An 18326-nucleotide genomic window follows, 5' to 3' on the forward strand; every position below is an offset into this window, starting at 1 on the left:
TTCAGATGCTTCACTTCGGCCATGAATCTTGACGGCCTGCGCGTCGCCATCACCGGTGCCGCACGTGACACCGGACGACTACTGGCCGAAGCCTTCGCCGAGCGCGGTGCACAGATCTTCCTCTCGGCCCGCGACCTGGCTGCGGCCGAACATGTTGCGGATGCGATCAGCCAGCGGGGGCCAGGTCGGGCTGATTCATTTCACTGCGACCTCGCCGTACCGGAGTCGGTGCGCGCGTTCGCCGCCGCCGTGGCCGAACGGACGAAGCACCTCGATGTGCTGATCAACAATGGTGCCCCATACATCGACGGTGACGACCTGGGAGACGTCTCGGACGACAAGATCGAAAGCGTGATGGATGCGGGCGGGACCGGCACCATGTTGGTGACCAAACATCTACTGCCGCTGCTACGGGCATCTCTGCGGCCCGACATCGTCAACATGATCTCCGCATGCGGCGAGGTGGGGCACCGCCGCTCGGGTGCACATCCGGCGTTCTACGCCGCTAAGCATGCCCACGCCGGACTCGCTGAGATCCTGTCGCACCGGCTCCGGCCAGAAGGGATCCGGGTGATCTCACTGTTTCCGCCGGACTTCGTTCAGGACGGGCCCCGACAGGCAAACAGCGACCTCACCGCGCGATCGGTCGTCGACTGCGCGCTTTTCGCGGTCGGCCAACCACGGGACTGCTTCATTCGCGAGTTCCACTTCGAGCAGGTTCGGCGGGCGTCCACACCCTGACCCTCACCGCGCGAAGCAGCCCGAGCCCGGTCGGGGGCCCTCGGCAGAGATCCGCCCTTGAGACTGTCACCGTCTGAACCGAGGTGAGGTGCGCGGATCTGTCGAGGTGCCTGTGGGGGGATTGAGGGGTCGCAACGGCGATGAGTTTCGTAGCGGCGTCCAGTCTGTATTCCTGTACACCCGATCTCCCGACTCTCAAGGAGAGCGTCATGAGCGCTACGTACAGGAGGCAAGCGTGAAGCTTCTTCTCACGTCGGCAGGCGTCCAGAACACGAGCATCCGCGATGCGCTGGTCGACCTGCTGGGCAAGCCGATCGCCGAATCCAGTGCCCTGTGCATCCCTACGGCGGTCCACCCCATGGGCGGGCCGGCATCGGCCTGGCGCTTCATCACCGGTCAGACGCCGCTACCCATGTGCGGCCTGGGCTGGAAGTCGCTGGGCGTCCTCGAGCTGACAGCGCTGCCCAGCATCGGCGAGCAGCGGTGGGTCCCCTGGGTCCGGGAGGCTGACGTCATGCTCGTGGCCGGCGGCGATGCGACGTACCTGTGCCACTGGATGCGGCAGTCCGGGCTGGCGGACCTCCTGCCGTCGCTGCGGGACACCGTCTGGGTGGGGTTGAGTGCTGGGAGCATGGTGCTGACCCCCCGGATCGGCGCGGACTTCGTCGAGTGGCAGTCCGCGCCCGACGACCGCACACTGGGAGTCGTCGACTTCTCGATCTTCCCGCACCTGGGTCTCGAGCCGGACAACACCATGGCTGGTGCCGAGAAATGGGCGGCCGAGATCGCGGGTCCGGCGTACGCAATCGACGACCAGACGGCCATCAAGGTGACCGACGGCACCGTCGAGGTCGTCTCCGAGGGGCACTGGAAGCGGTTCCCCGCGTAGCCGCGGCCAACGGTGACCGGCGTGACGAAGCACCGCTCATGCCGCCAACCGCGCGCCACTGACGGTTGCCGCCTGCCGCTCGGGCGGCCGGACGTGCCGCAGAGTGGATCCCGGGGGTCACGAAGCTGACTGCCCTGACGGCATGGTCCGTTGGTCGCGGTCAGCGTGACGAATGGGGTGGCGGTCCGCGGGCCGAATCGAGAAGGGTGAAGGGTGCGGTCTCTCGCCCGGTCGCCCGACCTCGTGCCGCAGCACGAGCAACGCGGTTTGCGGCATCGCCTCTGGGTGAAGAGGGCGAGCAGGTCGAAAGCCGTACCGCGGATAGCTACAGCAGCTTGCTCGTGTTGGGCCTGCTCGGAACGATGGGTAGCCTGCCGGGATGGCAAAGGTTGTCACCTACCTGGAGATGAACAACGCCAAGGACCTGCGACCTGGGAAGGTGGTGCCGGAGCTTTTCCTACGGCGCGTTGACGGTGGCCTGCCGTTCGTGCGTGCCACCAATGCTCAAGTCGGCGCCCCCTACGGGTGGCGGAGTGCGTCCCGCACGAACGAAGAGTGGCAGGAGCTGATGCGGTGTCGTCCGCTGCGCCAGTACTGGCTCATCGCACTGAAGGACGAGACTGTGGGGGTTGCAAATTTGGAACCCCAGCCGGACGGTGATGTGGAGATCACCACCTTCGGGCTGTTGCCCGAATATGTCGGGAGGGGGCTCGGTGGCCATGCGCTGACGCTGGCCATCCGGCATGCCTGGGACAGCGAGGCCGTGGATTCTCCGGCTGTACGCAGGGTTTGGCTGCACACATGCTCGTTGGACCATCCGAATGCGCTACGCAACTATCAGCGACGCGGCTTGACTGCCTATCGCACCGAGGTCGAAGCCGAGTGATGGTCGGCTCAGGCCGAATCAAGCCGGCGAGTACGAGCTTGTCGATGTCCGAGATGTAGCGAGGTCTCCGGTAGGCGGTTGGCCGGAACACGGTCTAGTCGTGCGCGGCGAACAGCCGCCGCTTACTGGCGATCAGCGTCGCCCTGATCGCCTTGGGCGGGTCCTGCTGACGCCGCGACACCTCAACGTCTTCATGCCGCGAACTCCACGACCAGCCGGGCCAGTTCGGACGGCTGATCCTCTGACACGAAGGTATACGAATCGGCGACCGTGACCAGTCGGGCGTCGGGCAGGGTTGCCGCGAGTCGTTCGAAGAGCCCGGCAGGAAAGATCCGATCGTCCTGCGCGCGGACCAACAACACCGGCTTGCTGAATCCGGTCAGCGACTGGGCAGCGGCCAGCGTGTACCTGTTGTGCGCACCAACGATGAACCGCCTGGCGTCCCTGCGAATCTGCCGGCTGTCGTAGCTTGGCCGTATGTAGGAGTCCATGATCTCTGCGGGGATGCCGCGCTTGGCCAGCCAGCCGAACGCAGACGGCCGGCGCTGCACCACCGGCAGCCGGAGCAGTCGGCTGGCCAGCCAGACCGCACCGGGCAGCCGAACCAGTTCGGGCAGCGAGGTGAACGGCTCGGGCAGGAAGTCCTCGAACGCGTCACACGGGGTGAGCACCACACGGCCGAGCCGCTCCGGATGGTTGGCCATCAGGATCTGGGTGAGGGCGCCGCCGGTGTCGTTGGCGACCACGGTGACGTCAGTCAGGTCAAGCGCGTCGAGGAACTCCGCGATCAGCGTGGCGACCCCGGAGGGCGTCAGGTCAGCGTCGGCCGGCATGGGCACCTGGTGCGCGCCGAGCGGCCAATCCGGCGCGATGCAGCGAAAGCCCGCACCCGAGATGACCGGCACGACGTTGCGCCAGAGGTTGGCGTTGACCAGCAGACCATGCACGAACACGATGGGCGGGCCGAGGCCGCGCTCGGTGTAGGCGACCCGCCCGCTGGGCAACGCGACGGTCCTGCCGGTGCCAACTGCCGCGTCGAGCGTGCGGATCTCCTCGGGGATTGCGGTCACCTCGGGCGTAGCATCATAGAACACATTCGATGGATGTCAGCTCGTTCAGTGCCGCTTGCCGGCCTGTGTCGACGGCCGCGCGAAGCAGGTGTGGGCGTCGCTCGGTACGGCCGATCTTCGCGCTGCCGATCGGTGGGCGGATCTGCAAGGTCGAGGGGTGCGACGCCAGAAGCCGCTCTTCCTCCGCTCTGATGGCTTCGCGGCGCAGCCACGTCTCGGTGGCTCCCGGTGCGCGTTGGGCGAACCATCGCGACATCACCAGGCGTTCGGCGCGGGACGGCGCTGACGCGATCTCGTCCGTGCGTCGAGTACGTAGCGCAACGATATGGGTGGCCTTCTGAGCGAGTGCTGTCCGTACCGGGACCGCCTCGCTCAGCCCGGCGTCAACGAACGGTCGCCCGCCGATCTCGATCGGCTCGCCTGCGAGAAGCGGCATTGCAGTCGACGCACGCAGCGCGGCCTGCAGGCTGGATCGGTCACGGATCTGCTCGTGCAAATCGATGGCCTGGCCCGTGAGCGCGTCTGTGGCGATCGGGTGGAATTCAACCGCGCTGTCCAGGATCTCCTGGAACCCCATCGGCAAGATTTCGGTGTACACGGTGTGGACAAGGAAACGAGTGTCCACGATTGGCAGTCCGCGCAGTACCCGCCTTGGGTTGATGGTCGTCCGCATGATGATCGGATCCCACCAGGCGTGCTTGCTGCTTGCGGCGCGACCGCACAGCAGCCACGCTGCATTCAGCGCCCCCGCGGAGCTGCCGTAGACGGCGTCGAACAGTGGTAGCAGCCCGAGTTGTTCGATGGCGATGGTCATGCCACTCGAGTAGGCGCCACGGGAGCTGCCGCCTTCGACCAGTAGTACCAGGCGCGCGTCGTCGCCGCGTCGTCCGGGAATGCTTGCTTGTTGCATGCGGTCACGTAGCAGCTGAAGGACAGTGGCGGTCACCGTTGCACCTTTTCTTGTTGATGCCGATTCTTTCGATAAGTGCCCAGGCCCGGGCGAATGCGACTGCGCGACACCCGGCGGCACCCGCTTCCGTATTTGCAGGCCGGGAGCCGTCCGTGGTGTCGAAGAGGGGCATTCTCGGTTGCACCCGCGGTTCGGGGTGTTGCCATCCTGCCCGCCCGGGGGACGCAGATGCGAATACCTGGCAGGTACTCGTTTCGACGCGTGTCGCCCGATTATCGTGACGTCTCGTGACAGCTGCGAACGTCGGACATCTGATCCGCCGGCAACGGGGACTGGCCCGGCGCAGCCAGATGGACCTGGCGCACGAGATCGGCATCTCGCCCCGCCACCTGAGCTTCGTCGAACTGGGCAAGTCGAAGCCGAGTGTCGGCTTGCTGATGAGGATCGCCGAGCACCTGGACCTGCCGCTGCGGGAGCGCAACGACTGGCTGCTGGCGGCCGGATACGCTCCCCGCTATCCGGAGACGCCGCTCACCGGGCCGGCGCTCTCCCGCATCCGGGCCTCGGTGCAAGCGCTCCTGGACACGCACGACCCGTTCCCCGGCCTCGCAATCGACCGGCAGTGGAATGTGCAGCTGAGCAACCACGCTGCGCGCCGACTGGTTGCCGGCATCCCTGAGGACGTGCAGGGCGTGCCGACCAACATTTTCCGTATCGCCCTGCACCCTGCCGGACTCGCCGGTCGTACCCGAAACTTCCCGCAATGGTCCGCCTACCTGCTGCGCCGGCTCGACCGGGCCGTCGTGCGGACCCAAGACCCCCGCCTTCTAGCACTCGCCGACGAGATCGCGACCTGGCCCGCCATCCCGGAACGCCACACCTGGGGCCACCTTTCCTCGGACGAAGCGGACGACCCGGTCCTGTCCTGGCGGCTGGAGCTCGACGGTGAGGAACTATCGATGTTCAGCCTTCTGAGCACATTCGGGACGCCGATGGACGTCACCCTGTCCGACCTGTCAATCGAGCTGTTCTTCCCTGCCGACCAGCAAACCGAGACCATCCTGCGCCGCCACCCCTAGGTCGACTTCGAGGTGAACGCCCGCGAGCCTGCACTCCACGATCGAACAGCGGCATTAGCCCGAGATCACACAACCGGATCTGCCGCTGGTCGCGCGTGAGCACGACGCGCTGGTGGCGACGACTGTTGCTCAGGCACGACCGGGCGGCACAATGCGACGGTGTCAGATCATTCTGAGCCGCTCGGCTACCGGCTCATCACCGGGCCCGATGACGCTGACTTCTGCGCCCGCGTCAGCGGCCTTCTCGACCAGGGCTACCGGCTTCACGGCTCACCGGCGCTGACCTTCAACGGGGAACGCGTCATCGCCGCTCAAGCGTTGGTCCTGCCGAACGTCGCCGGGCCGGAGCCGGCCGAGGGCAGCCCCAGGTAGGGGCGGACGTTTCTGGCCGCCTACCGAGCCTCACGTTACGTGGCGGCCAACGACAGCGCCCGACGCTGCCGATCGGCGGATGGCAGGCGGCGGTCGCGAGTATCGACGATTTTTACCGCATGTTACGGACTGCCAGGCGATCTCCTGCCGCGACAGCGCCGCCTCCTCGTCGCGGTCGCACAGCAGCAGCACCCTGAACGGGATGCCCTTGCCGTCTGGCTGGCCGAGGGGCTCACCCAGTACTGAACGGCTCGCGACTGGATCCGGAACAGCGTGTGCTGATCCTCGGCACTGCTCGACAGCAACCGGGGCGCGTTCTCGACAACGATCAGATACTCGTCCACGGGCAACCCCGAAAGCGCGGTGGAGGGCCCATGCTCTGGGGCCACCCGCTGAACCTGGTTGCCCCGTCAGCGTCGGCCGGCAGGGTCGAGTCGGTGGACTAGTCCACCACCGACGTCGTCAGCGACGCTTCCGATCTCGGCGCTCGCCCACGGTGTAAGCGATGGCACCGATCAGAACTCCGGCCAGGGCGCACAGTAAACTCGTGCCGACGGCGGAATCGATGGCTTCATAGCTGCCACCGCCGAACCAGCCCCACAGCCCGCCGGTTACCGCACCCGCGACGAGTCCGATCAATGGCCAACTGCCCCGCCTCATGGCGTCATCATTCCCTATGTTCGCGCCTCGATGACGCCGTAGACGTTGGTTGACGCGACCAACGGCGGACAGGTGCCCCAGAGGATCTGATGCACGTACCAGTGCGCGCCCATGCCGCGGCCCACTCTGATGCCGGCCCCGCCCCTCGAACCTGCCCGACTTGGTCCAGGTCATCGACATCTACCTACATGTACCGGGTACTGGACAGCGGCGGCGAAGACCGTGTGGACGTGCTACTGGAGTTGTGCGATCGCCCTGCGGTGCGCTTGACCTGCGCGGACATGTCGATGTGCGGGCGTCGAGCCGGGGCGGTGCGGTAGCGATGCGCAATCTGGCCATTGTCTCGGGTGCCCGGCTCGGTCTTGCCGTTAGACGTATACGCCTATAGGTTGGCTGGGTGCCTCTGAACGCGTCACGCAACAGTCTGGTGTTGCCGATACTCGGACTCCTCGTCGAGCAGCCGGCGCATGGCTACGACGTCACGACACGCCTACGCGAGCGATACGGGCACCTCTCGGTCACCCGCAGCACTGTCACGTCCCTGCTGAAGGCGCTCGAGAAGACGGGCCTGGTCTCCTCCCGGCCTCCCGAGCGGGTGGGCAACCGGCCACCACGTACGGCCTATCAGTTGACTGCCGCAGGTCTCGCCGACTTTCGCCGCAAGGTCGAGGCCGGGGTGCGCGACACCCCGGCCGCGTCCGTGGACTTCGTCATGGCGGTCGCCTACGTCGGAGTTCTTTCGGTCGACCAGGCGTCGTCCATCCTGGATGGTCGCGCCGACCGACTCGACCAGGAACTGGATGCCCTTTCGGGGCTACCCGAGGGCGACGTACTCGAAGTGCACATGCTCGAAGTCGACTACTGGCGCACCGTCGTCGCCGCCGAGGTCACCTGGATCAGGACCCTGGTGCGGCGGATCCGGTCACACGAAATCGGCTGGCCAACGCAGCAAACCGACCAACAGGGGAGTGCAGAAGCGTGAAGTTCGGTATCTATCCGGGCGGGCGGGCCGGCACGGTCTGCTCCCGGCCACCCGATGTCGCCGCGATCCGCCACCTCGTCGACGACCTTCCGGGCGGTCGCCCCTTCGTCATCCGCGAGTACGTGCACTTCTTCGGCGACGCGGCACCACCGGACATCGTCGCCTCATTCGGCGCCGAACACGAACTCGCTCACCTCACGATGCCCGACCAGTGGTACGTCGAGGGAAACCGCGAGCTGGACCTCGTGGTCAGCTACATCCCCCGGGCCGCCGACCTCTCCGGATGGCTGACCTTCCTCGACACTGTCATCGACCGCTACGGTCACCTGACGCGGTACCTCCAGGTGACCCTTGAGCCGAACTTCCCCATTCCGCTCATCGACGGAAGCGCACCTGGCGTGCTCGAAGCCCTGACCCTCGGCATTCCGCACGCACGCGCCGCACTGGACCGGCAGGGTCTCCAACACGTGCGGATCGGCTTCTCCGTCGCCGAACCAGCGGAATGGTTGGGCGGCGACGAGCCGTTCTGGTCGTACCTCTCCTCGGTCGCGTACCAGGACTTCGCGGCCCACGTCGACTACGTCGGCCTGGGCCTGTACCCCGACGCCTTCTCTCCCGTCGCCCCGCGGGGAAACCCGGGAGACACCGCATCCCTCACCACCCACGCCCTGCACCACTTGCGGAGCGGGTCGCTGCCTCGCGCGCACATCCCACCCAGCACTCCCATCCACATCGTGGAGAACGGCACCCCGAGCGGGTCACCGCGCACCGAGCAGGCACAGTGCGACTCACTGTCGGACATGCTCGGCGTCATCCTCACCGAACAGGAGTCTCTGAACATCACCCATTACGAACTCTTCAGCCTCAGGGACGCCGACAGCAGTTCCACGGAACCCACCGGGACACTGGGCATCGTCACCGACACCTACCGGCCCAAGCCCGCTCTCGCCGTCTACCGAGACATCGTCCGCAGCACTGGCCAGGTGCCCGTTACAGCCATCCCTGAGCGCGGCGAACCGAAACGCAGCAGGCGGGCCAATGTCCACTATTTGGCCCGCGCCGCATCGGTCTGAAGTGCCGACGCACCGACGCGCTATCACCCGCTCACGTCGGGTCGACCCGGTACGCCGATCAACGCCCGCACATGCCGCGGACCGAGCGTCACGGAGCGTGGTCGGCCGGCACGGGACGGGGCATCCAGACGTGCCGAGTTGAGGATGTTTCGAAACCCCCGTTCGATGCCGTGACCGGAAGCTCGGGGCAATCATCGGCTAGCCCAGCGGAGTGGCCCGTACCACGGGTTCGAGCAGCGACAGTGTCCGTTGTTGCGCATCGAGGGCGACGCGGATGCCGACCGGCATCGGCAGATTCGGGCCGGCATGTCCGAACTCGACGTTGCCCAGGACCGGGATGTCGCGGTCGCCGAGAACGTCGAGGACGATCTCGCGCAGGGTCGGGGACACGTCCGGGGCTCCGAGTCCGTCGATCGCATGCGGCACGCCCACGACCATGCCGGCGATCCGGTCGAGGACGCCGGAGTGCCGCAGCACCTGTAGATAGCTCCATACATACGATGCCAGGCCGCCCGTCTCCTCCCAGAACAGCACCGCGCCGTCGAACCATTCCAGCGGCAGCGCGTAACGCGTCGCTTGCATCAGCACAATGCGATTGATCACCCCGCCGACGAGGAGACCTTCGGCGCGACCAGGACGCCAGCACTCCCACGAGGGGCTGGCCGGCAGCGCACCGATCGGCTCCGGGCTGGTCAGCAGCGCCGAGTAGAGCTTCTCAAGTTCCGCTCTGCGCGCTGCGGGCGCAGTTTGCCACGCGCCGCCGAGACCAGGAGTCGCCAGGTCGGCATGGAATCCGACCAGGCCCGTGCGCGCATAGAGCACCAGATGCAGCAGCGAGATGTCGCTGTAGCCAAGGATCGGCTTGGGGTCGGCCGCGATCGCCTCGACGTCGATCAGGTCGAGGTAACCGAGCGCCGTCTGGCCACCGTCGTGCGCGATGATGGCCCGCACCTCAGGATCGCGCAGAAGAGCATTGAATTCCCTGGCGATCTCCGCCGGCGTAGCCGCGCTCCACCAGTGGTGCCGCCCTGCTTCGAGCAGCGGTGCCCGTCGCACACGGAATCCCATCCCCTCGAGCACGATGACCGCCTGCTCGAGATCGGGCTCGTAAGCGGCATGCAGCGGCGCGGACAACGACGCGATGACCACGAGATCTCCGGGTGCCAGGGCACGAGGTCGAAGCAACTCCGGTAGCGCAGAACCGTTCACCGATCCAGTATCCGGACACCGCTACCAACACGGTGCACCGGCCGTTCTACGACACCGTCAACGGCGGTGACTTCCGCTCCCGAAAGTCGCCACCCATCTACCGATCGGCCGCACAGCAGGCCCAGCGCACCGTCCGGACCTGCCGCTCCGGGTGGGCTGGCGTTCATCGCATCGTCGCCGAGGTCGAGCTGGCGACGTCCGCGAGCGAGCGCAGGCTCGTCCAGACCGACGACCTCAACGAGACGAGGCGCGTGAATCTCGAGCTCGCCGACGCTACGTCCGCACAGGCCGCGACACCGTGTCGTGGCGCTAGACTCGCCGGCTATGGGTCTCCTCACCTTCAGCTACAACCTCACCCTGGACGGTTGCGTCGACCACCAGGAGGGGATCGCCGACGATGAGACGCACGCCCGTTACACCCGTCTTCTGGACGAGTGCGGGGCAATGCTGTGGGGTCGCGTCACCTACGAGATGATGGAGAGCCACTGGCCGGCCGTCGCGCGCGGCGACCAGGAGGCGCCGCCGGCAATGCGCGAGTGGGCGGTCACGCTAGAGGCCAAACCCAAGTACGTGGTGTCGTCGACGCGCAAGGACTTCCCGTGGACCAACAGCCACCACATCGCCGGCGATCTGCGCGAGGGCGTGCAGAATCTCAAGGACGCGACCCCGGCCGGGGTCCTCCTCGGAAGCGGCAAGCTCGCGACCGAGCTCGACCGGCTGGACCTGATCGACGAGTACAAGATGCTCGTCCATCCCAGGATCGCCGGCCACGGCCCGACGCTGTACCAGGGCGGGCTGCCCGGCACACGCCGGCTCGAGCTGCTCTCGGCGGAGCCGCTCCGCAACGGCGCGGTGGCCATGCACTACCGCCGCGCGCGCTGAATCACAGATGTCCATCGCCGTCAGCTCACCGGCAGCACGGTGTCCTCTCGCGCTCGCCGCGCAGCGCCGAACGACTCTTCGAAGGCGAGTACGTCTTCGAAGAGCCGGTCGAGGGCTACGCGGATGTCACCAGCGGCGCAGGGGATCGCAGTGTCACGCCCCGGTTGGGACAATTTCTGCTGTTGCACCCGGTCGGCGCCGAGAGCGGCCAGCCTCACGTGAACCTGGTGATGTGCCAGAAGGTCGACGGCGGCTACGCCGTGTTCGCGTCCAAGGGCGGTGCGCCCACCAGTCCCGACTGGTACTACAACCCGCTCGCTCACCCGCAGGCCCAAGCGGAGATCGGTACGGACAAGTCGAGTTGGTCGCCAGAGTGGCCGCCGGGAACGAGTCGAAACGTGGCGCAAGGGCAGTTGGTCAACGATCCGGCTGTCCGAGTCTGAGTTGGGCGGACGAGCTCATACGTCGGAACTCCCGGGACCTACTCTCGGCGTGTGAGAGTCGCCGAGATCCGCCGGTACCCGATCAAGTCGATGCTCGGTGAGGCGGTGCCGCTTGCCGACGTAGGTGAGCGGGGCTTGGCCGGCGACCGGCTGTGGGCGGTGCGCGACCTGGACGGCAAGCTCGGCAGCGGCAAGAACACCCGCAGGTTCCGGCGGATGCCGGGCCTGTTCCAGCTTCAGGCGTACGCGACGGACCGGGCTCCGATCGTGGAGTTGCCCGACGGTCGTCGCTTCGCGGCTGACGATCCGGTCGGGCACCGCGCCGTCAGTGAGGTGCTCGGCCGGACAGTGACGCTCGCCCCGGAGGAAGCGGTCCTGCACCACGATGAGGGGCCGGTCAGCGTCATCACGACGGCTGCGCTGCGCCGGCTGACGGAGCTCAGCGGCGGCGAACCTGGCGGCATGGACGTCGACCCGCTGCGGTTCCGGGCCAACCTTCTGATCGATGTTCCCGGCAGCGGCTTCCCGGAGGACGGCTGGCCGGGGCGCCGGCTGCAGGTTGGCCCGGACGTCGTCCTGCGGCCGGTCCGGCCGCTCACTCGGTGCGTGATGATCGACATGGCACAGGATCGGCCGGGCGAGCGGAACGACCTGCTCAAGACCCTCGCTGAGTACCACGAACTGACCTTCGGGGTTTTCGCCACGGTCGAGCGGCCAGGCCGGGTCGCCGCCGGCCATGTGTGTTCCTGGGCGTAGGTCGAGAAGGAGCGCCGCGACATCCGCAACTGCCGCTGAGCACGCGCGACCCATACGAACTGGAGGTGGTCGCGTGGTACCGGGCAGGGGAGATCGCCGCTTGCGTGCGACTGCCGGCACGCATCGACCGGCTGATTCCCCACGGGCGATCCCTCGTACATGCCATCGGCAAAGGCCACCTCACCACGATCGACATCCCGACTACGCCGACGTCAAGACGCCATCAGGAGCGGCGTCCCGTGAAGGGCGCTCCTCCTGCTCCCGCCGGCGGGTGAGCAACGGCACCCCCAGCAGGTCATTCCGGGCCAGCAGGAGTCGGAAAGGATGTCCGGATGGTGACTCTGTTGGACGGCGTACTGGCAGACCTGGGGTTGGTGGATATCGCCGGGCCCCGGCTGGCCGGAGATCCACAGCCGGCGGTGCTGTCGTCACCGCTCGCGGTTGCCGAGTGCGCAATCGCGTCCGTGGCCGCCAGTCTCGCGGCGGCCGCTGATCTGGCTTCTGCGCGAACCGGTCGGCGGCCTGACATTGCGCTCGACACGGCGCATGTGGCGGCGGCGATGCGCAGCGAGGTCTGGCTCCGCGACGCAGACGGGCGAGGGATCGACGGCTTCGCTCCACTGTCTCGGTTGTGGCGGGCTGCGGACGGTTGGGTGCGCACCCACGCGAACTATCCGTGGCATCGGACGGCTCTGCTGGCGTCCCTCGGTGTTTCGGACGGTCGAGACACCGGAGTTCAGGCGTTGGTGGCTGACGCCATAGCCGCGCGCCCGGCGTTGGAGGTCGAGCGTGTCGTGTACGGCGCGGGAGGGTTGGCCGTGGCGGCTCGCAGGCAGGCCCAGTGGCAAGCCGACAGCGGATGCAGCACGGTGGTGACGTCGCCGCTCGTGGGCATGGTGCCGCTCAGCCGTGGCTCGCTGCCGCCAGCCGAACCGGGCCCGCTTCCGGCGTCGGGGGTGAAGGTGCTCGACTTGACGCGAGTCATCGCAGGCCCCGTTGGTACCCGGATGCTGGGCGCGCTCGGTGCCGACGTGCTACGAGTCGACGATCCACATCGCCCGGAGTTGGCGCTGCATGCCGTGGACGGAGTGATCGGTAAGGCGAGCACAACCCTGGATGCCAGCACGGAGAACGGGCGTCACGCTCTGCATCGCCTCGTCGACCAGGCCGACGTTGTCGTGACCGGCTACCGGCCCGGAGCGCTGCGCCGTCTCGGTCTGGACCCTGACCAGGTAGCGGACCAGCACCCAGGCACCATCGTCGTCACGCTCTCGGCGTGGGGAACAAACGGAGCTTGGGGCACACGGCGCGGGTTCGACAGCCTGGTGCAGATCGCCACCGGCATCGGCTGGGCTACCAGCACCGACGGAATCCAACCCGGCGCGCTGCCCTGTCAGTTGCTCGACCACGCCACCGGCTACCTCATCGCTGCTGGTGCACTGGCCGCCTTGGGTCGACGCGCCCGCACCGGCGACGCCACCCACGTCTCTGTATCCCTCGCCAGGACGGCACGATGGCTGCTCGACCAGGGCATCACGCCAACCAGGCAGAGCGCGGGCGATGACCCGAAGCGCCAAGCCGACAGTTACCGAACAGCACTCGGAAACGGGTGGAGCGCGATCAGCCCACCAGGTCAACTCGACGGCCGCCCGCTGAGCTGGCCTCACCTACCACCCGCCTACGCTCAAGCACCGCCCGATTGGAACTGAACTCCCGCAGTCACCCTGCGAGAGGGCTCGAGCTACGCCGTAGCTCCGGCCAGGTCGGTCCATTAGGGTCGGCAGCATGACGCGAGCCCTTGCCGGCAGTGCCTTCGACTCGTTGCGCCTCGATGCCGTGTCGGACCAGGAGGCGCTGCGCCGGGCTTACGATCTTCCGAGCGACGCGGCCGTGCGGAAGCAGATGACCGAACTCACCGAGCAGACCCAGCGGTTGATCGGCTGCTCGTCGCTGGTTCTGGTCGCGAGTGTGGACGCCAAGGGCAACTGTGACGTCTCTCCGCGGGGCGGTCCCGCCGGGTTCGTCGCCGTCCTGGACGCGCGGACGGTGGCGGTACCGGACGCGACTGGCAACAAGCGTCTGGACACAATGCAGAACGTCGTCGCCACCGGGCGGGCCGGGCTGCTGTTCGTCATCCCGGGGCGTACCACGACGCTCAGGGTGAACGGCCGGGCCTGCGTCTCCACTCGCCCCGAGCTGCTGTCGCAGCTGACCGCGGTGGGTAAGCCACCGGCCAGCGCGCTGGTGCTCGGCATTGAGGAGGTCTATCCGCACTGCCCCAAGGCGCTGCTGCGCGGCGGGGCCTGGAAGCCGGAGCAGTGGCTGCCCGCGGACGCCCAACCGACCTCGGCCGAGGTGACGCTGGCCCAGCTGCGGATGCCGGGGCTGACGATCGCTGACATCGAGCAGGCGGAGATGGAGTCGCTGAAGTACCGGTACGAGTGACGGGCCGCGCAACCAGAGCCCTCCCTGATGACGACAGCGGACATGGGAGCATCCGTGGATCAGCCGTTCGACGCCGTCACGGCGTGGCGGGCCGTCGGCGAGGCACGTGACGCCGCCGGTGCGGTCGCCGCCCTCAGCCCTGATGTCACTTTGGATGGCCGCCACCGGTGAACAAAGGATCATGCCGAGAGTGGCACCCCGGTAGCGGCTCATCGCCGGGTCAGTACCGAGACCTGTATTGATCGGTCCAGCTCCTGCACCGAGCGTGAAGCGCACTGATCGCGGGGTCAGTCGGTGGCCGACCCGATGGTCTGTGGCGCGGCCGCCGGCTGCTGGTCTGGCGGTGTCTGGTCGAGCGCGTGGCCGCGGACGCCGCGCGTCAGCAGGTAGCCGATCATCCAGAACTCGCCGATGGTCGCCGGCAGGACGAGGGCGTCGGCGACAGCCTGGGCGCCGGGGGCGAGGTATCCGATGAATGCGCTGAGCAGGTAGCCGATGCCGCCACCGACGAGGAGGTAGCCGAGCGGGCGGGGCATCCAGTTTGAGCGCAGCACGCAGGTGCCCATGGGGATGAGCCACAGGCCGAAGAACAGACCTCCGACGCCCCACAGGTTTCCGCTGGCCAGGTAGAGGAGCTGGACGGTGGCCGCCGCGTCGCCGACGGGGTCCAGCGCGATGTCGAGTGCCGTGGCGAGCAGGGCCGCGCTGACGAGGATCACGACCGCGTTGATGAGCCCGAACGCGGCGATGGCGCTGGCGGCGCGCGCGTCGGCGGCGCGGAACAGCCGGTGGAACCAGACGGCCGCGAGGGCCTGGGTGACGACGATGAGCAGTTCGAAGGCGACGCCGGCCCGGGCGAGCGACTGGTGCTGGACCAGGTTGGCGAGCGTCGCGCTGGGGTCGTCGGCCGCGAAGAGGCGCGGCCGGATGAGCAGAAAGCCGAGGGCGCCGGCGATGGTGAGGCCGAGGTAGAGGATTCCGGTCGTGCGGGCGGTGCGGATCAGCGCGGGCATGGTGGCTCCTCGGGGAGGCCGTGAGGTGGTCGCGATCCAAGAGCCTTACAACGTAAGGGAACCATACGATGTAAGGTGCTGGCAAGAGGGGGAGACAGGTGACAGCGAAGGCGTCTCGGCAGCCGCTCAGCCGTGAGCGCGTACTGGCGGCAGCGGTCGTAGTGGCGGACGCGGAGGGCATTCAGGCCCTGACGATGCGCCGCCTCGCCGGCGACCTCGGTGTCGAGGCCATGTCGCTCTACCACCACCTGCCCGCCAAGGAGGCACTCCTCGACGGCGTCGTTGAGACCGTGATCGCGGAGATCGACGCCGCGGTCGGCCGCCTCTCGGCGAACGGTGACGGCGAAGACTGGCGTACGCGGCTGCGCGGGCAGTTCCTCGCGGCACGTCAGATCATGGTGCGTCACCCGTGGATGCCGGCGCTTTTGGGAACGCGCCGCGCCATCCCCGTCGGCCTGTACGCGTACTACGACGGGATCGTGGGGACCCTTCTCGGGGCCGGGTTCTCGCACCACCTCGCGCACCGCGCGGTGCACGCGTTCGGCAGCCTGCCGCTCGGCTTCGCGCAGGAGGTCTTCAGCCCGGCGGCGGCGGGCGGGAGCATGGAGGCCGACGTGGCGGAAGCGGACCTCGCCGCGATGGCCGGGGCCCTGCCGCATCTGACGGCGATGGTGGCGATGGAGATGCACGACGGCAGCGACCCCACCCTCGGCTGGTGTGACAGCCAGCTCGAATTCGAGTTCACCCTCGACCTGCTCCTGGACGGGCTCGAACGCCTCCGCGACCAGAACCAGGTCAAGAGCTGATTCACGACAGATCCCGCGCGGCGAACCTGCGCGGGTAACGTCCGACGGCTGTGCAACGATCGACGGGCGTCATGTCGAACGGCCCACCCCGCCGGTCTGTCCGCGTACCGTCGCGGCCGGACACGGGGGAGGGCGCCACACCTCGTACCCCTTGGAGAGCACGATGCCCCTCTCCCCGCCTCGGGTCTTCGCCGCGCTCAACGCTGTGCTGCCCCCCGACCAGGCGTGCCCGGTCCTGGGCAAGGCCGTCGTGCTCGGCGGCAGCATCGCCGGGCTGCTGGCCGCCCGGGTGTTGTCCGACTACGCGGAGAGCGTCGTCATCATCGACCGGGACGACCTGGAGGTGACAGGCGAGCGGCCCGGCGTGCCACAGGGGACACAGCTGCACGCGCTGCTGCCCGGTGGCTTCCTCCAGTTCGAGCGCCTGTTCCCGGGATTCCGCGAGCAGGCCCTGGCCCAGGGAGCGGTCGAGGCGCCGCCCGCGGCGCGGCGAAGCTACCTCGACGGCCGCCTCAAGGTGATCGTCCCCGATGATGCCGACAGCCTGGCGGGCAGTCGGCCTCTCCTGGAGGGGCTGATCCGCCAGCAGGTGCTCCGACTGCCCAACGTCAAGACGATCACCGCCCGCGCCACGGGTCTCGTGTTCGACGGTGCCGTGGCCGCCGGTGTCCGCTGCGACGCCGGCGGGGTTCGGGGAGTCGAGTGCGGTGACCTCCTGGTGGACGCGATGGGACGGTCGAGCAGGCTCTCCGACTGGCTGGAGCAGGCCGGTTGGGACCGGCCCACCACACGGCGGCTGACCGTGCACCTGAACTACGCGACGGCCCTGTTCCGACGTCCCGAGGTGGACCCGGCTCTGGCGGTCGTGATGGCCCTGCACACGCCGGGGACGCCGCTGGACGTGGCCGGCGCCGCGTTCTTCGCGGTCGAGGGCGGCCGGTGGATGGCCATGATGGCCGGCTACGGGGACAACCGCCCGGGCCGCACGGCGGAGGACTTCGTCCGTCGGCTGCGGGAGCAGTTCCCGCCGGAGTTCGGCGAGGTCGCCGCGAACGAGATGCTGGGCGACGTCCAGACCTACCGCCATTCCGACAGTCGCCGACGGGATTTCCACGCGCTGAAGCGCTTCCCGGCGGGGCTGGTCAGCGTCGGTGACGCCGTCGCCTCGTTCAACCCGGTGTACGGGCAGGGGATGACGGCGGCGGCTCTGCACGCGGCCTGTCTGTCGCTGTACCTACGGTCGGGCCCGGATCTGAGCGTGCCCGCCCGCAGATACCTCGACCTGCAGAAGGTCGTGGTCGACGCCGCCTGGTCGACGTCGACCTCCGCCGACCTGGCGTTGCCGAACGTCGACGGCCCCTACCCGCGTGGCTACCGGTTCTCCAGCTGGGCCAGCCGGCAGATCGTCACGGCGACCGTCACGGACGTGGCGACCGCGCGACGGTTCAATGAGGTCGTCTCCATGCGGGAGCACCCGCGTTCGCTGGCCACACCCCGCGTGCTCCTGGGCGCCCTGCGCGCCAACCGGCGGGCGCGCTGACCGGTCCGCCGTGGTGCGCGGCTAGTGCTGGATCTTGCGCAGGATGTCGACGACGAAGCGGTGGTCGTCCAACTGCGGAAGGCCCGACACGCCCATCCAGCCGACCACGCCCGTACCGCGGACACGCAGTGGCACCGCGCCCCCGGCAGCCGCGTAGCGGGAGGCCGGCAGGCCGTACTTCTCCGCCAGCGTCGTCTGCTTCTCCTGGCAGAGCCGGGCCACGTACAGCGACGAGTGCTCGAACCGCGTCACCACGCGCCCCTTGCGGCGCAGCCACACGTCGTTGTCCGCCGTGGAGCCCGGCAGGCCGGAGTGGAACAGCTGGCGCCCGGCCCGCCACACACCCACCGCGATCGGGAGCCGCTGCTCGCTGGCGGCGGCGACGGCCAGCGTCCCCAACTGGTACGCGTCCGTCTCCGACAGGCCCGCGAGCTCCAGCTCGCTCTCCTCGCGCAGCAGCTCGTCCAGCGTGGGCCACGGGTCCTGGTCAGATGGCATGCGTACCGTCTCCTCGTCGAGTGGGCGTACCTGTTGATTGTCGCAAACCCGCTGGTCGTGGCTTCACCGCGG

General features: G+C 68.1%; 18 protein-coding genes and 1 pseudogene. 14 read left to right on the plus strand and 5 right to left on the minus strand.

The features are described from left to right. Positions 1 to 21: 21 nt before the first annotated feature. From EAD89_RS11945 to EAD89_RS11955, 3 genes are all read left to right on the plus strand, one after another. Positions 22 to 741 (plus strand): SDR family oxidoreductase, encoded by a 720-nt coding sequence (locus tag EAD89_RS11945; protein ID WP_121675737.1) that lies wholly within the window; start codon positions 22 to 24, stop codon positions 739 to 741. Positions 742 to 976: 235 nt separating this feature from the next. Next, the gene (locus tag EAD89_RS11950) at positions 977 to 1630 is read left to right on the plus strand and encodes a Type 1 glutamine amidotransferase-like domain-containing protein (protein WP_121675738.1); all 654 of its coding nucleotides are present in this window, start codon (positions 977 to 979) and stop codon (positions 1628 to 1630) included. A 379-nt stretch (positions 1631 to 2009) separates the two neighbouring features. Next, positions 2010 to 2516 (plus strand): GNAT family N-acetyltransferase, encoded by a 507-nt coding sequence (locus EAD89_RS11955; protein ID WP_121675739.1) that lies wholly within the window; start codon positions 2010 to 2012, stop codon positions 2514 to 2516. A gap of 191 nt (positions 2517 to 2707) precedes the next feature. Here the strand turns inward: EAD89_RS11955 and EAD89_RS11960 are convergent, their stop codons facing one another. After that, entirely contained in the window at positions 2708 to 3586 is an 879-nt protein-coding gene (locus EAD89_RS11960; RefSeq protein ID WP_233578543.1) for an alpha/beta fold hydrolase, read from the minus strand. 13 nt (positions 3587 to 3599) lie between these two features. Further along, positions 3600 to 4532, minus strand: a complete 933-nt coding sequence (locus tag EAD89_RS11965) for a patatin family protein (protein WP_121675740.1) — start codon at positions 4530 to 4532, stop codon at positions 3600 to 3602. 251 nt (positions 4533 to 4783) lie between these two features. Here EAD89_RS11965 and EAD89_RS11970 point away from each other — a divergent pair, with 251 nt between their 5' ends. The 4 genes from EAD89_RS11970 (at position 4784) to EAD89_RS11985 (ending at position 8662) form a co-directional block, all read left to right on the plus strand. Then, positions 4784 to 5575, plus strand: a complete 792-nt coding sequence (locus tag EAD89_RS11970) for a helix-turn-helix domain-containing protein (RefSeq protein ID WP_121675741.1) — start codon at positions 4784 to 4786, stop codon at positions 5573 to 5575. A gap of 159 nt (positions 5576 to 5734) precedes the next feature. Continuing rightward, positions 5735 to 5947, plus strand: coding sequence for a DUF1737 domain-containing protein (locus EAD89_RS11975; protein ID WP_121655088.1), 213 nt, complete (start codon positions 5735 to 5737; stop codon positions 5945 to 5947). A 1057-nt stretch (positions 5948 to 7004) separates the two neighbouring features. Then, positions 7005 to 7589, plus strand: coding sequence for a PadR family transcriptional regulator (locus EAD89_RS11980; RefSeq protein ID WP_121675742.1), 585 nt, complete (start codon positions 7005 to 7007; stop codon positions 7587 to 7589). Continuing rightward, a complete protein-coding gene (locus tag EAD89_RS11985) occupies positions 7586 to 8662 on the plus strand; it encodes a hypothetical protein (protein WP_121675743.1) in 1077 nt (358 codons plus the stop codon). Before EAD89_RS11980 ends, EAD89_RS11985 begins: the two co-directional genes overlap by 4 nt. 198 nt (positions 8663 to 8860) lie before the next feature. Here the strand turns inward: EAD89_RS11985 and EAD89_RS11990 are convergent, their stop codons facing one another. Beyond that, the gene (locus EAD89_RS11990; protein WP_199733486.1) at positions 8861 to 9811 is read right to left on the minus strand and encodes an LD-carboxypeptidase; all 951 of its coding nucleotides are present in this window, start codon (positions 9809 to 9811) and stop codon (positions 8861 to 8863) included. Positions 9812 to 10195: 384 nt separating this feature from the next. Between EAD89_RS11990 and EAD89_RS11995 the strand changes: the two genes are divergently transcribed. The 5 genes and pseudogenes from EAD89_RS11995 to EAD89_RS12015 all read left to right on the plus strand — a co-directional run bounded on the left by EAD89_RS11995 (position 10196) and on the right by EAD89_RS12015 (position 14397). After that, positions 10196 to 10753: a dihydrofolate reductase family protein gene (locus EAD89_RS11995; protein WP_121675745.1), complete on the plus strand. Its 558-nt coding sequence runs from the start codon at positions 10196 to 10198 to the stop codon at positions 10751 to 10753. Positions 10754 to 10929: 176 nt separating this feature from the next. Further along, positions 10930 to 11153: pseudogene (locus EAD89_RS31020) on the plus strand (nitroreductase/quinone reductase family protein); the annotation flags it as partial. A gap of 94 nt (positions 11154 to 11247) precedes the next feature. Then, positions 11248 to 11952, plus strand: coding sequence for an MOSC domain-containing protein (locus tag EAD89_RS12005; protein WP_121675746.1), 705 nt, complete (start codon positions 11248 to 11250; stop codon positions 11950 to 11952). A 332-nt stretch (positions 11953 to 12284) separates the two neighbouring features. After that, positions 12285 to 13661 (plus strand): CoA transferase, encoded by a 1377-nt coding sequence (locus EAD89_RS12010; RefSeq protein ID WP_121675747.1) that lies wholly within the window; start codon positions 12285 to 12287, stop codon positions 13659 to 13661. Between the two features lie 76 nt (positions 13662 to 13737). After that, positions 13738 to 14397: an MSMEG_1061 family FMN-dependent PPOX-type flavoprotein gene (locus tag EAD89_RS12015; protein WP_121675748.1), complete on the plus strand. Its 660-nt coding sequence runs from the start codon at positions 13738 to 13740 to the stop codon at positions 14395 to 14397. Positions 14398 to 14684: 287 nt separating this feature from the next. On the opposite strand, the gene EAD89_RS12020 is transcribed toward EAD89_RS12015, so the two are convergent. Next, positions 14685 to 15410, minus strand: coding sequence for a DUF4386 domain-containing protein (locus tag EAD89_RS12020; RefSeq protein ID WP_121675749.1), 726 nt, complete (start codon positions 15408 to 15410; stop codon positions 14685 to 14687). Between the two features lie 98 nt (positions 15411 to 15508). Here EAD89_RS12020 and EAD89_RS12025 point away from each other — a divergent pair, with 98 nt between their 5' ends. Together EAD89_RS12025 and EAD89_RS12030 are read left to right on the plus strand one after the other, a co-directional pair. Next, positions 15509 to 16216, plus strand: a complete 708-nt coding sequence (locus tag EAD89_RS12025; protein ID WP_121675750.1) for a TetR/AcrR family transcriptional regulator — start codon at positions 15509 to 15511, stop codon at positions 16214 to 16216. Between the two features lie 163 nt (positions 16217 to 16379). Beyond that, complete coding sequence (locus tag EAD89_RS12030; RefSeq protein ID WP_199733487.1) at positions 16380 to 17756, plus strand: NAD(P)/FAD-dependent oxidoreductase; 1377 nt, start codon at positions 16380 to 16382, stop codon at positions 17754 to 17756. A 21-nt stretch (positions 17757 to 17777) separates the two neighbouring features. On the opposite strand, the gene EAD89_RS12035 is transcribed toward EAD89_RS12030, so the two are convergent. After that, positions 17778 to 18254: a heme-degrading domain-containing protein gene (locus EAD89_RS12035; protein ID WP_121655078.1), complete on the minus strand. Its 477-nt coding sequence runs from the start codon at positions 18252 to 18254 to the stop codon at positions 17778 to 17780. Between the last annotated feature and the right edge of the window lie 72 nt (positions 18255 to 18326).

Origin of the sequence: Micromonospora sp. BL4, assembly GCF_003667505.1 — a bacterium.
Lineage (GTDB): Bacteria > Actinomycetota > Actinomycetes > Mycobacteriales > Micromonosporaceae > Micromonospora.

Excerpts from the sequence above, each read along its gene's own strand:
- EAD89_RS11945 (WP_121675737.1), top strand. The coding sequence starts at position 22 with ATGAATCTTGACGGCCTGCGCGTCGCCATCACCGGTGCCGCACGTGAC.
- EAD89_RS12030 (WP_199733487.1), top strand. The coding sequence starts at position 16,380 with ATGCCCCTCTCCCCGCCTCGGGTCTTCGCCGCGCTCAACGCTGTGCTG.
- EAD89_RS11995 (WP_121675745.1), top strand. The coding sequence starts at position 10,196 with ATGGGTCTCCTCACCTTCAGCTACAACCTCACCCTGGACGGTTGCGTC.
- EAD89_RS12035 (WP_121655078.1), bottom strand. The coding sequence starts at position 18,254 with ATGCCATCTGACCAGGACCCGTGGCCCACGCTGGACGAGCTGCTGCGC.
- EAD89_RS12020 (WP_121675749.1), bottom strand. The coding sequence starts at position 15,410 with ATGCCCGCGCTGATCCGCACCGCCCGCACGACCGGAATCCTCTACCTC.
- EAD89_RS11955 (WP_121675739.1), top strand. The coding sequence starts at position 2,010 with ATGGCAAAGGTTGTCACCTACCTGGAGATGAACAACGCCAAGGACCTG.
- EAD89_RS12015 (WP_121675748.1), top strand. The coding sequence starts at position 13,738 with ATGACGCGAGCCCTTGCCGGCAGTGCCTTCGACTCGTTGCGCCTCGAT.
- EAD89_RS12010 (WP_121675747.1), top strand. The coding sequence starts at position 12,285 with ATGGTGACTCTGTTGGACGGCGTACTGGCAGACCTGGGGTTGGTGGAT.